This window comes from Synechococcus sp. PCC 7336 (genome assembly GCF_000332275.1).
GTDB lineage: Bacteria > Cyanobacteriota > Cyanobacteriia > Thermostichales > PCC-7336 > PCC-7336.
Genome location: NZ_CM001776.1, coordinates 4,589,999 through 4,605,499, shown reverse-complemented (window position 1 = coordinate 4,605,499; position 15,501 = coordinate 4,589,999). Strand labels below are relative to the sequence as shown.

Below are 15,501 nucleotides of genomic sequence, written 5' to 3'. Positions count from 1 at the left end.
GGCATCTTATCTATCTATGGTTTGGGAGTTAGCCAAATATGCTGAAAGAGTTAACCAGAGAAGACTTTTCGGATTGCCTGAAGGAAAAGTTTTCATTGGCTCTAGACGATCGCCCTCCGCTTGAATTCGAGTTAATCGATGTGAGCGACTTGCCCTCTCGTCCAACGTCTGGGGGGTCGAGTGCCAACTTGCGCAGCCAGCCTTTCTCTCTCTTGTTTTTGGGGCCGAGCGAACCTTTGCTCGATCAGCAGATCTATCGTCTCCAGCACGACCGTATCGGTGCAGCAGATATCTTTCTCGTGCCGGTTGGGGCCGATGCTGAGGGGGTTGAATACGAGGCGGTTTTCACCTAGTCGAGCGAGCGGTTGTGATTGTGAGGACCTGAATGCCCAGTCAACATCGAGACAGTTTGGCCACTGGCGATCGCCTCGAAACATCGCAGGAGGGGCGATCGCTTCCCATTGCCACTGCCCTGCTGCAGCAAAGTTCGCAGTTAGGCGATCGCGAGATTGGATTTAGGGCGATCGCCTGCCCGGATGACGAGCCCTTTTTAGCCCGCGTTTATGCCAGTACCCGCGCCGAAGAAATGGCGATGGTGGATTGGAATGACGAGCAAAAGGCTGATTTTCTGCAAATGCAGTTCCACGCTCAGCACAGTCATTATCAAGAACATTATGCTGATGCCGAGTTTCTGATTATTTGCGCAGGCGATCGCCCCATCGGACGACTCTATATTGCTCGCTGGGAGGACGAGTTTCGCATTATCGATATTGCACTGCTGAGTGCCGAGCGCAACCGAGGCGTGGGCTCGGCCATTCTGACGACAATTTTGTCGCAGGCTCGGCAGGAAGGGTTAGCGGTTCGAATTCACGTCGAGCAGTTTAACCCGGCGATGCGCCTCTATCGCCGACTGGGGTTCGATCGAATCGGCGACGCGGGTGTCTATTACTTGATGGAGTGGTTGCCATCCATTCATGTTTCCCACTTCAATTGACCCCAACACTATCCCTTTTGGAGAACTTAACTGATGTCTGAACCTTTTTTGGCAGAAGTCCGAATGGTGGGATTTAATTTTGCCCCTCGGGGTTGGGCTTTTTGCGACGGGCAGATCTTACCTATCAACCAGAACCAGTCGCTCTATTCGTTGTTAGGCACCACTTATGGGGGCGACGGGCGCACATCGTTTGCCCTGCCCGACTTGAGGGGGCGCACCCCCATTCATGTCGGTGCGAGCAATGGGACCAGTCATCGTCAGGGGCAAAAAGGGGGCGAGGAGACACACACACTGAGCGCCGCTGAAATGCCACAGCACAGGCACACGGTGGAAGTATCTAGCACTCTAGTTAACGCTCAGACCCCCATCGGTAACACCTTGGGTGACAATCTATCGACCCCTTATGCACCTAGATCGACCAACATTGCCAATATGGCTTCTGGCGTCATTGCCAACGTGGGTGGAGGGCAGGGGCACGAAAATATGCAGCCCTACCTCGCGGTTAACTTCTGTATTGCCCTGCAAGGTCTATTTCCCTCTCGCAATTAAACATCAGCAGGAGAACTTGGTATGAGCGAACCATTTGTAGGTGAAATCCGCATGTTTGCAGGCAATTTTGCTCCCAGAGGTTGGGCCTTTTGCGATGGTCAATTATTAGCTGTTTCGCAAAACGATGCCCTCTTCAGCCTGCTCGGTACCATTTATGGTGGCGACGGGCGCACGACCTTCGGTCTACCCGATCTGCGGGGTCGCATTCCTATCCATGCAGGTAGCGGCCCCGGCTTATCCCCTCGCAGGCTAGGTTCAAAAGCCGGGTCTGAGACGGTGACTCTCACGGTGAATCAGTTGCCGTCGCATACCCACAACATTATCGCGACCGACAATCAAGGTACCGAACGCAATCCGACTGGCAATATCGTGGCTCGGTCTGGTGGAGATATCTACCGGCAAGCAACACCTGATGGAGCAATGGCAAGCAGTATCGTCACGAATGTGGGTGGCAGCCGCAGTCACACCAACCTGATGCCGACTCTCTGCATTAACTTCATCATTGCTCTTTTTGGCATCTATCCATCCCGTAGTTGAGAAAAACCTATGTCAGAACCCTTTATCGCTGAAATCCGTATCTTTGCAGGCAACTTTGCCCCTCGCAGTTGGGCTTTCTGCAATGGACAGCTTTTGCCTATTTCCCAGAACACGGCTCTGTTTTCGCTGATCGGCACGACCTATGGTGGCGATGGCCGCACCACAACAGCTCTGCCCAATTTACAGGGGCGTGCGCCCATGCATCCGGGGCGAGGTCCCGGTCTCACCGCACGTCGATTGGGCCAAAGAGCTGGTGTTGAAACTGTCACCCTGAGTGAGGCACAAATGCCATCCCACAGCCACACGATGATGGCGGTGACACCCAGTCAGTTCACCGCAGCTAATTCTCGCGACCCTGTAACTCGTGCGTTTGCTGGCGTTGGCTCGGGGCAAGCCTACCAGAGTAATTCAAATAGTAATTTTGTCGCTATGGATCCTGACATTTTGCCAAACGCTGGCGGCAGTCAAGCCCACAACAATCTGCAGCCTTTTCTGGCGATAAACTTTATTATTGCCTTGCAGGGTCTGTACCCATCGCGGAGTTGAGGATTTTATCCTCAAGCGAGGGGGGCATTGCCTTTTGAACTAGATTTACTTTCCATTGCTCCCCTCTCCCAAATTTGGGAGAGGGGCTGGGGGTGAGGGCCAGATCTGTAGCGGTATTAATCAGAATTGGTATAAGCCACCTGGATCGCAGGGCAACCTACGGAGTTGCACAAGTAGCATTCGTATAGTTAACAAAAGTCGGGTCCAAAACAGCGTCTCCGGCGACGTTATTCAGCTCGACAAAGGAGAGCACTGCTGCCGCATCATTGGCGGCACCCATAAAACCCTGGAGCTGGAAGGTATTGTTGACAAACTGCTGCAGTGCATACTCGCCATTCGCAGGCACATTGGGTATTGAGACATCGTTGCCAGTTATATTGACGCACAAGGTACTGCTCTCGCCAGCGTCGCCATTCCCAGCCTGCAGGAAGATGCCGTTGGTTAAAAAGCCCGTGTTTGAGTTCACGATCGTGTTGTTCGTAACCGTGGCCGACAGCGTACCGCTGCCACTCTCTGCCTCCAGCTCAATGCCGCTGCCGTTGGTCGAACCAGACAGCGTGATATTGTTGTTGTCGATCGCAACCACCATTAAACCGTCTCCTTGCTGGACAAACTGGATACCCACAATAGAGCCGCCAGTGATGGTGTTATTGGAGGACGTGCCTGAAACTGTGGCAGTGTCTCCTGCGGAGATATTGATGCCGGAGGGTTCCGCACCTCCTGTTTCGCCCACCGTGATGTTGTTGTTGTCGAACACAAATTGGAAGCTAGCGGTGTCTGTGATGCCACCGACAATGCCTGAGAACTGTTGATCTACCCCTTGCAGGAATTGACTATTCTCAACTCTGGTTTGCACATCGCTGTTGCCACTGACGGCATAGTTGATGGCATTGGCTGCATTGCGCTCGAAGGTGGTGCCCGAAATCCGTGCGTCGAGATTGGCGTTACCGGAGGTCTGGATCAGTAGACCGCTGGTCTGAGTTGTTCCTGGAGTGAGACCGAGGCCCAAGATTCTGCCACCTATGATGGTCAGTTGGTCGGGATTCGCCAGATTGCCAGGGTCGGTGGCTCCGGTGTTGTTCACAAAGATATTGTGGGTGCCCGATTCCAGAACGTCGGTATTGGCGATCGTGTTTGCCGTCCCGGCAGCAGCAGTCCCTCGCAGGTCGACCAAGAAGATACCGTGCTCGTTCAGCCCATTGCCCGCGCTTTGAATCGTGCTGTTGGACAGGTCGAAGTCCGTCACGTTGGTGGCAAAGATGCCGTGGTCTTCAGTGGTTCCGCTAATGCTTAAGTTATCAATGTCAACATCGATGATGTCGGTCAGCTCTAATGCCGCGTTGGTGTTGGCTGCTGTATCGGTTGTATTGGCGTTCAGCAGCGTCATGTTGTTGAGGGTGACATTGTTCGTATTCTCAATGCGGATGCCATTGGTGGTGGTGTTTTGAATGGTGCCGCCCGAACCATCAATACTGCCGCTGCCCGTGACGGTGAAGAAACCGGTAGTGCCGCCGTTACGAATGAGAATGCCTTCGCTGCCGCCGCTGGCTGAAATGCTCTGGAAGGTGACGCCGCTGGCACCCAATGTGGTGCCGGCCAGGTTCAGGCCAATCCCATTGGTGGTGTTAATCGTGTTGCTAGCACCCGTTACATTGACCGTACCGCCACCTATAGCATTGAAGCCCGTGCCGCTGGCGGTATCAATATCTAGACCGCCGTCAAAATTAACCGCTGTACTCGTATTGTTCGTCAGATTAATCGCGGTTGCCGTGCCGGTATTTGCAATAATGGCTCCATTGAAGTCCACGGTACCGCCAGTCTTGTTACTGACAGCGACTGTGCTCGCTGCATTGGTTTGACTGAGGGTGCCTTCATAGGTCACATTCGCCGTGCCGCCGTTGACATTAAAGGCGGTGCCGCTCGAACCGCCGATGCTGCCGCCATTCGCCGCGAAGCTGCCCGTCGTTCCAACCAAGTTCACACCGTTGGTACCGCCGCCAGAAGAGAGACTGTCGAAGGTTACCCCCAGATTGCCCGAGGTGCCCACATTGAAGCCGCCACCCAGGGTGTTGTTCAGGCTGACCTCGCCGATCGTCAGGTTGCCGACTGCAGCACCGCTAATCCCAAAGCCGGCTGCATCGCCGATATCCAGGCCGCGAATCGTATTGCCTGCAGCCAGGGAAATGCCGTCGCCACTGCCATTACTAATGGTGGGTCGGATGCCGTTGATGGAGGGTAAAGAATTGCTAAACGCAGCCAACGTAATGCCAAACTCCGCATCGAGGGTTGTGCCCGCGACTCCTTGCCCGAGCAAGGTTTGGTTGTCTTGCAGGATAATGCCGTCGGTGTAGGTGCCCGCTCCAGTTGCCAGGAAGATGTTGTCACCGACACCAGGGTTATTGCCCGCGCCATTATTCACTGCATTGAAATCGGCGATCGATGTGAAGGGGTTGGCTAATGTGCCATCGCTAGAGCCGCCTGTGCCGCTGTCAATAAACCAGATTAAGTCGCTCACCGCGAGGGTCACTTCTGCAACGTCAAAGCCCCCGCCGTTTTCAAGGGTGTAGAAGAAAGAGTCGGTGCCTGTGAACCCTGCCCCCGGATCGTAGGTGAACGTGCCATCGCTATTGAGGACAACAGAGCCGCCGTTGCTGGTTGAGACAGTGTTTGCGCCGTTAGCTACTGTACCGCCAGCAGTGCCCGCAGTCGCGCCAAAGCTAGTCAGGGTAAAGGCATCGCCAGTGTCGTTGCCGAGCAGGCTGCCGCTAAAGTCAACATCAATGCCGATGTTACCGGTGACATCAAAGGCATCTGCAACAGCATCGGGGGCTGCGACTAACGGCAAGAAGTTGTTGGGATCGTTGAGATCGGCTTCAGATACGCCCCGAACCAACGCGAGCGGGATGATTCCACCCGCTCCATTTGCGCCTGTGGGATCGATGGTGATGTAGGTACCGAAGGATACTTCGAAGAAGTTCACAAAACCCGAACCGAGCGCCCCTTGTCCCGTCACGCCTAAACTACTCAGCAGGTCTGTTAAGTCAATCAGATCGGCTTCATCGGGCAACCCGGCAGATGCGGTGGTGAAGTCTGTAATGGTGTCGATGCGATCGGAGAGTGAGGTATACACAAACGTATCGTTACCGCCATTGCCTGTTAGAAGATCGCCCGAGCCAAAGCCCGTAATGATATCGTCGGCAGTGGCAACTGTTCCAGCCATGACATCGGCTTCGGAGAAACCGCCCAAGACATCCACTCCGGCTGTACCGTCAATAATGTTAGGACTACTCAATACTGAAAAAGAGGATAAGGTTAACGTTTCAGTTGAGAGTTGTAAGGACGATCCCGAGGAATGACCCCCGGCGAGATCTATCGACGAGTTATCGAGATCGAATGGCCCTGCGGGGATGTTTGAGGTGCCGTTGACTGAGCGATCGAGATTCATCGCGAGTGGATAGGAAGTGGTAGGAAGAGCAGGCATGATGTTCCTTGCAGCGGAGGTTTAGCAATATTTGCGTAAAAATATTTCGGGAGCTTGTTTGGCCAATTGGCCCAAGTCTCTCTAAACGTTGGCAAGACTTTAGGGAAAAGCCAGACCCTTTGCGAGTGAAAAGGAAGGGGGAAATGCCTAGTTTGTTTTGGCCGATCGCCTCTTCTTCAAACCGCAGCCCATTCCAACCGCGAGCAGGCTTCCCAGGATTGTGAGAGGCTCGGGAATCTTAGCCGCAGTCCAGGTGGAGCTGGAGCTCCCCGTCAAGTCACCGAACACAATGGTTCCGCCCAATGTGGGCGCAGCGGGTCCACTATTTCCGTCCAACGATATGGATGCCCCTAGAGCTGTGAAACCCGACCAACCAGGAGCCACCAGCCCAACTGATTCGTTTGTCAGCTCTGCTGCGGGATTGGTGGGATCGAAAAAGATGTCTTGGACCGGAAATCCAAATAGCTCTGTAAAATCCTCTAAAACAATCGCCTGAAGAATACCTCCCCCAAAATCCAACTCGAAATCCAAGGCGGTGACGAGAAAGCCATTGCCATTAGAGTTGGATTGCCCCAAGTCCAGTTCAATGGTTCCGCCGCCGCCAAAATCTCCTTGGAAGTCAAAACTCCATAGAGATGCGGCGCGAGTGGGTGAAATATCGACTACGGCTAAGGCAAAGACGACACCAGAAGTGGCGATCGCCAACTGACTGATTGAGCGATTCATAATATCGAAGATGAAAGACAGCGGTTAGCAAAAGCGAAGCAAACAAAAGACCAGCATCGAATGTCAGCAGCCGGTGCTGAAGGGATTGCAGCAGAGTTGAAACGCAATAGCTGAGTGAAATTCCCGAGCAGTCAGCAGCACGAGCTGGCACGGGTAACAGATCTAGAAATAGGATTCAAATACTGGCCAGTGAGGAGCAAAGCACTGATGTCAAAGTACATGTGGAGGGTATCGAAAAGACATCGATACTGAAAAAATCACACATAGGCTTAGAATACTGCAAAAACGGTCAATCCGTGTTTTTACGTAAAAAAGATTCGCAAATGCGGGAAATACTGAGCCAGACCTAGATTGGCGGCAAATTGGGAGCAAACTCAGGCAAGAAATCGTTAGATCGATCGCTTTTCGCAACACTTGGGAGGCTATTTGGGAACCGGTCGGCTCGAAACATCAACCCGATGAAATTGACCAACGGTTATGGTGTTGCACAAGTAGCATTCGTATAGTTAACAAAAGTCGGGTCCAAAACAGCGTCTCCGGCGACGTTATTCAGCTCGACAAAGGAGAGCACTGCTGCCGCATCATTGGCAGCACCCATAAAGCCCTGGAGCTGGAAGGTATTATTGACAAACTGCTGCAGTGCATACTCGCCATTCGCAGGCACATTGGGTATTGAGACATCGTTGCCAGTTAGATTGACGCACAAGGTACTGCTCTCGCCAGCGTCGCCATTCCCAGCCTGCAGGAAGATACCGTTGGTTAAAAAGCCCGTGTTCGAGTTCACGATCGTGTTGTTCGTAACCGTGGCCGACAGCGTACCGCTGCCACTCTCTGCCTCCAGCTCAATGCCGCTGCCGTTGGTCGAACCAGACAGCGTGATGTTGTTGTTGTCGATGACCACTGTCACAGAGCCATCTCCATCCTCGACAAACTGGATGCCCACTGAAGAACCGCCCGTGATGGTGTTGCCCGAGACGGTGCCCGAGAGAGTGGCGGTGTCACCCGCCGAGATATTCACCCCAGAGGGCTCTGCGCCACCGATTTCTCCCACCGTGATGGTGTTATTGGTGAATGAGAACACCATGTTAGCGGTGCCCGTGACACCGCCGACAATGCCCGCAAACTGTTGATCGGCCCCCTGCAGGAACATACTATTCGCAACAGTGGTTTGCACATCGCTGTTGCCGCTGACGGCATAATTGATGGCATTCGCTGCATTGCGCTCGAAGGTGGTGCCAGAAACCTGTATGTCGAGATTGGCAGTCCCAGAGGTTTGGACTAGCAGGCCACTCGTCTGAGTTGTTTGGAGCGGATCGAGACCAAAGCCTAAGATTCGACCCCCCGTGATGGTGAGCTGGTCGGGGTTCGCCAGATTCCCTGGGGCGGTGGCACCGCTGTTATTCACAAAAATATTGTGAGTTCCCGACTCCAGCACATCAGTATTGGCGATCGTGTTCGCCGTCCCGGCAGCAGTGGTCCCTCGCAGCTCGACTAAGAAGATGCCATGTTCGTTCTGCCCATCGCCTGCGCTTTGAATCGTGCTGTTGGCCAGGTCGAAGTCTGTCACGTTGGTGGCAAAGATGCCGTGGTCGGCGGTGGTGCCACTGATACTTAAGTTGTCGATATCGATATCGGACACGTTCGAGAATTCGACCGCTGCATTGCAACCGGTAAAGGTGGTGCCGTCGCATGTGCCTATCCCGCCACCGTCTGTTGTGTTGGCGTTTACCAGCGTCATGTTGTTGAGGGTAATGTTGTCCGTGTTCTCAATGCGGATGCCATTGATGGTGGTGTTTTGAATGGTACCGCCAGAGCCATTGGTGGTGCCGGTGCCAGTGACGGTGAAGAAACCAGTGGTGCCGCCGTTATTGATGACGATGCCTTCGCTGGCACCGCTGGCGGAGAGGCTCTGGAAGGTGACGCCACTAGTCCCCAATGTGGTGTTGGTAATGTTGAGGCCGGTGCCGGTGGTTGTGCTAATGGTATTGCCCGGTCCTGTGATGTTGAGGGTGCCTGCGTTGTTGGTCAAGAAGCCTGTGCCGCCTGTATTGGTGATGTTGACACTGCCAAAAGTCTTCGTGCCTGCAGTGTTCTGAAGACTCACGCCACCACCGGCCGAGTTGGTGACATTGACATCTGTCAGCGTGGCATTAAACGTGGGGCCGTTCACATCAATTCCCAAGGCCCCGATCGCATCCACTGTGCCAGTCGTAATGGCAAGGGTTCCAGCTCCGCTCCCCACAATGCCCCGCCCGCCATTGGTAAAGAAATCGAGGTTGGAGAAGCTGGCGCTGAAGCCTGCACCGTTACCGGTGAAGGCGAGGGCGTCGTTGTCGAGGCGATCGCCCACACCCGTGCCCAAATCGACGGTATTGGTGAAGTTGACAGCACCGCCCGTGTTGCCGATCAGATCGATGCCATCGCTGTCATTGCTATCGGCGATCGCCCCACTGAACGTCACCGTACCGCCCGTGCGATTGCTGACATCCACCGAGTTTTGCGAACTGTTGGTAATGGCGGCGGCAATGTTGACATTGCCCGAACCGCCGTTGATGTTGACCGCATCGCCTGTAGTCGTAGTGGTTGCGCCGATCGTACCGCCATTGATATTCACAGCATTGGTATTGCCTGCGATCTGAATCCCTGCGCCCGTGGTGCCGTCGATATCAACTGTGGTGAAGGTAATTGGGCCGTTGGCTCCGTTTAAGTTAATCCCTGCGCCCGAGGTGTTGTCCACTGTAGCGCTGGCAAAGGTGAAGGTAGCACTTGAGGAGGCAATGTCGATGCCGTTAATATTGGCACCGCCCGTACCATTGACGCTCGCGTTGCCGCCGCTAAACGTGCCCCCCGCCACAGAGTCGATGTCGATCCCTTCGACCCCTACCCCTGCATTGTTGGCCACGATCGTGTCGAAGCTAATGCCGCTGCCACCAATCGTAATTCCGTTCAACTCCACAGCGGTCGCGTCGGCCGTATTGACAGTATTGGTGCCCGTAACGTTAACCGTACCGCCGTTGCTGGCCGTAAACCCTGCATTCGTGGCGATCGTGTCGAGATCCAGGCCACCCGAAAAGGTAATCGTACTGCCCGTATTGTTGTCCAGCAGGATGCCCGTACCGTCCTCGTCGATCGCCCCACTGACGGTGACTGTACCGCCCGTGCGATTGCGGATATCCACCGCGTTTTGCGAGCTGTTGGTAATGGTTGCTGCAATGGTGACATTGCCCGAACCGCCGTTGATATTGACCGCATCGCCCGTGGTGCTGGCGATACTGCTGCCAGTACCCACTAATAAATCGCCAGTCACATCGGTCAAACGAATTCCGTTATTCCCTGCCGAGGTTACCGTTGTAGTGCCCGCGTTCACCTGCTGAATGCCTACCGTAGCAGTGTCGGAATCGAATGTAACGGTGTCGAAGGCGATCGCATCTCCCCCGCCAGCACTGGCCGTATTGCCCAAGAAACGAGTCACAGTGGTGGTGCCGCCACCCGATCCGTCAAGCTCGACGCCATCTCCCGTACTGCCACCCGTCAATGTACTGTTGGCGATCGCCACTTCTGCATTACTCGTAAAGCTGCCGTTCACAGCATCGCCAGTGACATTGGAAATTTGCACCCCTTCCAGAATGGCATCGCCACCCAGCGCCACAGTGCTGGCAGAATTGCTGCTGAGCGTAGGAGCCAAACCGGGGGTGGGGTTGGAGATCGTCGTTGCGCCCAGATTGGTGAGGACATTGGTTGGGGCAGAACTGGTCAACCCTAGTGCCGTCAAGTCGATCGCGTCAATGACGGCAAAGCTGACTAAAGCCTGACCGCTATCCAGATTCAGCGCGAGCTCCATCCCTTGGGCAGCGGAAGTGGCATCGATGGTATCCTCCGTCATGCTTGTGCTGCGGTTGACCAGTGCAATCACATCGGCAGTGGCAGCTTCTGCGCCCGCGACGCTGCCAGGATTGGCGAGGCTGCCGTCGCCATCGCCATCGGCATCGACGTAAAACACCGAAATCCCCTCAATGGCCGAGACATCGGACCCGGTAAAGTCGCCGATGTCGAGCAGGTTGTAAGTGCCGTTGGCAGGGTTGAGCCCCGTCACACTCGCCGCGACGGTGGCATTGGTAATACTGCTGGCCGTATCGACTGCCCCTTCGCCATCGCCAAACGTAAACGTGGCATTAGCATTATCGATACGAATGCCGGTGCCAACGTTGTCGATCGAACTGCCCGTATCGCTGGTGAAATCCATTAACCCTGTCGAGGCGTTTTCACCAATATCGATCGAGCTATTGCTGGTGCCGTCCAGGTCGATGCCGATGCCCGCGCCGGTGCCGCTAATGCTGGCGGTAGTAGCACTAAAGTCGGACTGGGAACCGTTGAAATCAATGCCGGTATTGTTACTGCTTAACCCCGTGATACCGATCGCGCCAAAGGCGATCGTGCTGCCAGTGTTATTTCCCTCAATATCAATTCCAGCCACCCCGACGTTGTTTGCCAAACCCGAAATCGTGGTGTCGCCAAATGCGATCGTTCCGGCAGAGTTATCGGTAATGCGAATAGCATCGTCTTGAGTATTGGAAACATCGACGGCTCCCATACCACCCGTCAAGGAGATCGCACCCGTATTATTGGCAATATTAATTCCAACTCCACCCGAACCGTTGACGGTTGTCGGGCCGTTAAAGGCGATCGCGCCAGCATTATTTTGAATGTCAATGCCCGTGCCCATTGGATTGGTCACAGAAACAGCCGTTCCGGCAGAGAAATCCACACTGGCCCCAGCACCCACATTCTGGATAGAAATGGCTGTACCCGTACTTCCTGTTGAGGAGACAGACGGGCCGGTGAACTGAATTTGGCCGCCCGAGATCGCACTATTACCGCCAATATTGACCGCAGGACTGCTACCGGTTGCTGTGACAGATCCTGAAATTGCGATATTCCCAGATGTGCCGTCAATTTCAACCGCTTGCGAGCCATTAAAGGTATGGACAATATCCGCCCCAAAATCGATCGTTGCAGAGCCATTCGTAATGTCTAGAGCATCTGAGCCCCCTGAATGCGTGGCACTTCCCCCCGAGACGTCGATCGTGCCCGCATTATCGGTCAGCGCATATGCGTCGGAAACACTTGTCGAGACCGATAGATTGTTCGTTGCAACCGTACTGCTGGCCGCCTGATTTTGAACTAAGAAACCGAAACCATTAGAGATGGGGGCTGCTCCGCCAATCGTGCCGCCGTTGACGGTGACGTTGTTGGTTGGATCGAGAATAGAAATGCCTCTATCATTTGTCCCATCGATATCAACTGTGGCGAAGGTAATATTGCCGTTGGCTCCAGATAGGTCAATCCCATCATCACCCGTGTTGTCGATCGTGGCACTGGCAAAAGTGAAGCTTGCCGATGAATTGGCAATGTTAATCCCGTCACCGGTTCCGGTCGTTTGGGCGATCGTGGCTGCGCCACCATTGAACGTACCGCCGGTCACATTATCAAGATCGATCCCGTCAGCCGCGAGGGCATTCGCGCCCGTGCCCGTTGCCTGAATGGAGTCGAAGTTTATTCCACTCCCGCCAATTTCGATGCCGTCCAGTCGCAGTGCATTGGCTGCTGCACCCGCCACAGTAATGGAGTTGGTGCCCGCCACATTGACCGTGCCGCCGCCCGTCGCAGAGAAGCCCGTGCCTGTTGTGGTATCGATGTCGAGGCCGCCATTGAAGTTGATGGTGGCACCCGGATTGTTCGTCAAGTTAATGCCAGTCGCCGTGCTGGTATTGGCAATAATGGCCCCATTAAAGTCTGCCGTACCGGCAAAGTCCGAGATCGCCACCGCACTGGCCGGATTGTTTTGGGCGATCGCGCCGTTAAACGTAATGGCCGCATCCCCCATCGTGACGCGGAAAGCCTCGCCACCAGCGTTCGAAATGTCGGCAGTAATATCGAAGTTGCCGGTGGGGTTCTCTAACAAAATACCGTTGCTAGAAGAATTATCGAGCGTCGTGCTCGTCACTGTGACGCCGACGCCATCCCAATTGAGCAACTCGATGCCGTTGGTGACATTGGCGATCGCCACATCGTCAATCGTGCCCCCCAGTCCGCCATCGCCAAAAATCCCGACACTGTCGCTCCCCCCCAAGCTGTCATTAATGGCAAAGCCACTCAGAGTATTGTTATCGGCTAGCGTCACCACCGGATTGGCACTGCTGTTAAACAGCACCGGACGGCCTAAATCGGCGATCGGGAAATTGAGGATGGTAATGCCACTGGCGTCGCCAATGCCCAATAGCTGCTGATCGTCGCGCAGTGTGAACGAACTGCCCGTGCCCCCTACCGTGTCGATCGTGCCAACCAAGAACAACACATCGCCCTCGCTAGCAGGACCGCTGGTGTCGGTGGCTTGGGCAACGGTAAGGGGATCGGTTGGGGTGCCCGCACCGTCTGTACCATCTCCATTGACAAAAAAGAGATTGAGGGGCTGGGCAGGACCGCCAGGGCCACCAGGATCGCCAGGACCACCAGGGTCACCAGGGACTGGAACGATCGGTTCAACATCGCTCGTCACGAGGGTGGTAATGGCGGTATTGGGGGAGATGAAAATACTCGATCGCGTCGGTCGGCTAAACAAGCGAGACAACGTCAGCGCCCGTTGGTTGCGATCGCTTTCGCCAGAGTTTTCCCCAGTTTGGGCGATTGGGCTGACCTTCGGCGACAGGGCAGCAAGATTCAGATTCCCGCTATTCTCCTCCGTTTCAGTCAGCAGTTGAGTCTCATCCCCAGCATCCGAGGGAAACTCCCCCAACGGAATCGTCAACCCCACAAACCCGGTCGTATTGGTGCCCCGCTCATTGTCGGACAGCACCGTGGCTCCAGCGTAAAACCGATAGCCATTCTGACCGAAGGCATTCTCCCATTCATACTGCAGCCGTCCCTTCGGACCCTCAATCGTGGGGGCATCGTCCGCCCAAAAATTGAAGTAGCCGCCATAAAAGCCAAGGCTCATATCGCCGGTCACAGGCTGGCGGTAACCCACCTCAAAATCCACCCCCGTTAGCGCCCGTTCGCTGACGCTCAGGAGCACTGGATTGAGCTGAGTGCCCTGCAAAACAAACGCGGATTGGGAGGCAATTTCCTCTTCGTCATCCAGCGGCAAAAACCCATTGACCCGAAATTCGAAGCGGCGGTTGAGGACCTCGGTCCCCAGCGAAAATTGCGTGAAAGAGTTGTCGTTTTCGGTGAGGGTGTGGTCGAAGTAGCCGTAGATGCCCCACACCCAAGGGTCGAGGGCATCGAGAGCACTGACGACTCGCCGATATCCCATGCCCAAGCTGAAATCGAAGTCTGCACCGCTGCCAACCGTCGCCTGAGCATCGGCAAACAGGAACGAGGACCCGTCTTGAAGTACTGGAAAGCGCAGACTGAAGCCCCCTAGCGAGTCGATTTCGCCCGACACCACTGCTGTATCTAATAAGGGCGGTATGGGGGTGAAGCCGAGCTCGGGATCTGCTGGCTCGGCGGCTAGGTCGGCAGCGGATTTTGAAGTGCGGAGCGAAGAGGCGAGCGCCCCTATCTCTCGATCGCTGGCCGGCTCCTCGACATCAGCCACTTCCTGCGTGGATTGTTCCTCGACCAAATCGAACAGGGTGAGGGGGCGTTCCCGATTGACGTTAGAGTCTTCAACCAGATCGAACAGAGTGAGGGGGCGATCGCTCTCGGGGCTGAATGAAGCTGATGCCGCTGGGATGAGCTCTCCGGCACTGGCGCTAGCAACCCCAATACAGGTCTGGGCGATCGCCGCCAATAGCCACGGTTGCCGAGATAAAATCGATACCTTCGCCATAGTTGTGCCTATTGGCTAAAAAATCTACTGAAACCCTACTGAAATCTCTCGCACAATGCACCCCCGATATTGCTAGTCGAGAAATGCGGTAGCGTTGTCCCCACTGGATCTAGAGGTCACGGACAGACAGCGAATGGCTGGAATAGACCGTGTTTAGACGCTCTCAGTATGTGGAGTAAGAATAACTTGATTTTATCGATCCTTCGAGTAATTCAAGACATTTCTTTAGGATTTTTCGATCCTGAGGGCGAGGGTATGTTTTGAGTTTACTGAAATCTCAGATCCAATCCTTCTTTTCGAGCTCTCAAGTCGTAATACAATGCGGTCTCAATCACTTGCCAAAATGGCAATATCGCTATGTTAAAAGTCATTCAATCTAGGTCAGATGGAGACTTCTGCTCGGCGGCGGGCAAGGCTAGGGGGCGATCGCGTTCGAGCCCTGCCGAGCGCCAGATCGTTAGGGGCAGGCTCAGAAGTCCCAACAATGCAACCGCGATCGCCACAATCCACACCATCGTTCGATTGGGCCGATAGAGACCCGACTCAATTTGACGATAGGCACGATTGTATTCCCACAATCCCAGCCCAATAATGCCAATCCCGATCGCCACCATAACCGCCCCCAATAGGGTAGTAGCAGTACCAGCAACGCGGCCATTGACGCCCTCAGCAGCAAGACTGAGTTCTCGGATAAACAAGGAAAACCGTGCTAGGGCCAAGCCAATCCCAATCAGAGAGAGAGAAGTTCTCACCCAGGCTAAAAACGTCCGTTCGTTGGCTTGATGCTCGCGCTGTCGGTCATCTCCAGGCACGCTCTCCTCCAACGGACGTCAACTC

Annotated in this window: 9 protein-coding genes; 5 read left to right on the top strand and 4 right to left on the bottom strand. The window is 54.7% G+C overall.

The genetic code is table 11. The features are described from left to right. Positions 1-38: 38 nt before the first annotated feature. From SYN7336_RS21780 to SYN7336_RS21760, 5 genes are read left to right on the top strand one after another with little or no spacing between them, the layout of a single operon-like run. Entirely contained in the window at positions 39-353 is a 315-nt protein-coding gene (locus SYN7336_RS21780) for a hypothetical protein (protein WP_017328068.1), read from the top strand. 32 nt (positions 354-385) lie between these two features. Next, the gene (locus SYN7336_RS21775) at positions 386-994 is read left to right on the top strand and encodes an N-acetyltransferase (RefSeq protein ID WP_017328067.1); all 609 of its coding nucleotides are present in this window, start codon (positions 386-388) and stop codon (positions 992-994) included. 33 nt (positions 995-1,027) lie between these two features. Further along, positions 1,028-1,543, top strand: coding sequence for a phage tail protein (locus SYN7336_RS21770; protein ID WP_017328066.1), 516 nt, complete (start codon positions 1,028-1,030; stop codon positions 1,541-1,543). A 21-nt stretch (positions 1,544-1,564) separates the two neighbouring features. Then, complete coding sequence (locus SYN7336_RS21765; RefSeq protein ID WP_017328065.1) at positions 1,565-2,080, top strand: phage tail protein; 516 nt, start codon at positions 1,565-1,567, stop codon at positions 2,078-2,080. A gap of 9 nt (positions 2,081-2,089) precedes the next feature. Further along, complete coding sequence (locus tag SYN7336_RS21760) at positions 2,090-2,626, top strand: phage tail protein (RefSeq protein WP_017328064.1); 537 nt, start codon at positions 2,090-2,092, stop codon at positions 2,624-2,626. Between the two features lie 157 nt (positions 2,627-2,783). Here SYN7336_RS21760 and SYN7336_RS21755 read toward each other — a convergent pair whose 3' ends face one another. The 4 genes from SYN7336_RS21755 to SYN7336_RS21740 all read right to left on the bottom strand — a co-directional run bounded on the left by SYN7336_RS21755 (position 2,784) and on the right by SYN7336_RS21740 (position 15,476). Beyond that, positions 2,784-6,107: an Ig-like domain-containing protein gene (locus tag SYN7336_RS21755; RefSeq protein WP_083885847.1), complete on the bottom strand. Its 3,324-nt coding sequence runs from the start codon at positions 6,105-6,107 to the stop codon at positions 2,784-2,786. Positions 6,108-6,254: 147 nt separating this feature from the next. Then, on the bottom strand, positions 6,255-6,833 hold the full coding sequence (locus SYN7336_RS21750) for a PEP-CTERM sorting domain-containing protein (RefSeq protein ID WP_017328063.1): 579 nt from the start codon (positions 6,831-6,833) through the stop codon (positions 6,255-6,257). A 475-nt stretch (positions 6,834-7,308) separates the two neighbouring features. Next, a complete protein-coding gene (locus tag SYN7336_RS21745; RefSeq protein ID WP_020480094.1) occupies positions 7,309-14,664 on the bottom strand; it encodes an inverse autotransporter beta-barrel domain-containing protein in 7,356 nt (2,451 codons plus the stop codon). A gap of 371 nt (positions 14,665-15,035) precedes the next feature. Then, a complete protein-coding gene (locus SYN7336_RS21740) occupies positions 15,036-15,476 on the bottom strand; it encodes a YidH family protein (RefSeq protein WP_156820275.1) in 441 nt (146 codons plus the stop codon). Between the last annotated feature and the right edge of the window lie 25 nt (positions 15,477-15,501).

What these genes read in the sequence shown, in the direction of transcription:
- SYN7336_RS21780 (WP_017328068.1), top strand. Translation starts at nt 39, where the DNA reads ATGCTGAAAGAGTTAACCAGAGAAGACTTTTCGGATTGCCTGAAGGAA.
- SYN7336_RS21770 (WP_017328066.1), top strand. Translation starts at nt 1,028, where the DNA reads ATGTCTGAACCTTTTTTGGCAGAAGTCCGAATGGTGGGATTTAATTTT.
- SYN7336_RS21755 (WP_083885847.1), bottom strand. Translation starts at nt 6,107, where the DNA reads ATGCCTGCTCTTCCTACCACTTCCTATCCACTCGCGATGAATCTCGAT.
- SYN7336_RS21760 (WP_017328064.1), top strand. Translation starts at nt 2,090, where the DNA reads ATGTCAGAACCCTTTATCGCTGAAATCCGTATCTTTGCAGGCAACTTT.
- SYN7336_RS21750 (WP_017328063.1), bottom strand. Translation starts at nt 6,833, where the DNA reads ATGAATCGCTCAATCAGTCAGTTGGCGATCGCCACTTCTGGTGTCGTC.
- SYN7336_RS21745 (WP_020480094.1), bottom strand. Translation starts at nt 14,664, where the DNA reads ATGGCGAAGGTATCGATTTTATCTCGGCAACCGTGGCTATTGGCGGCG.
- SYN7336_RS21775 (WP_017328067.1), top strand. Translation starts at nt 386, where the DNA reads ATGCCCAGTCAACATCGAGACAGTTTGGCCACTGGCGATCGCCTCGAA.
- SYN7336_RS21765 (WP_017328065.1), top strand. Translation starts at nt 1,565, where the DNA reads ATGAGCGAACCATTTGTAGGTGAAATCCGCATGTTTGCAGGCAATTTT.